The sequence below is a fragment of the Anoxybacillus sp. ST4 genome (genome assembly GCF_019448545.1).
GTDB lineage: Bacteria > Bacillota > Bacilli > Bacillales > Anoxybacillaceae > Anoxybacillus > Anoxybacillus pushchinoensis.
Genome location: NZ_JAHZOE010000094.1, coordinates 1 through 286 on the forward strand (window position 1 = coordinate 1; position 286 = coordinate 286).

At 50.0% G+C, this 286-nt stretch carries 1 protein-coding gene; it reads right to left on the reverse strand.

Translation table 11 applies throughout. The features are described 5' to 3' along the window. A partial coding sequence (locus K1I44_RS15145) for a UPF0236 family transposase-like protein (RefSeq protein WP_219986641.1) occupies window positions 1-286 on the reverse strand: 286 nt, incomplete at both ends.

Genomic DNA, 286 nt, shown 5'->3' on the forward strand with positions numbered 1-286 from the left:
CACATGCATCGTTCCTTCCGCACTCCCCATCGCCCTCATGTTTGTCGTGTCGATCCCTTTTTCCTTCAACCATACGCGATAGTCACGCAAACATCCTGGCATCTCCTCGATTCGACGAACAAGCGCCTCAAGTTGCTTTTCCTTCTCCTCATGTTCTAGCGTACCGATGGCACTTGTGAGTTCTCGTAACACGCCTTCTTCATCCCATGATGCCAATTTCTTTCGAATCACTCGATATCTCGCATGACCTCGGAACAATTGACGAATCTCCCTCGCCACATGGAAC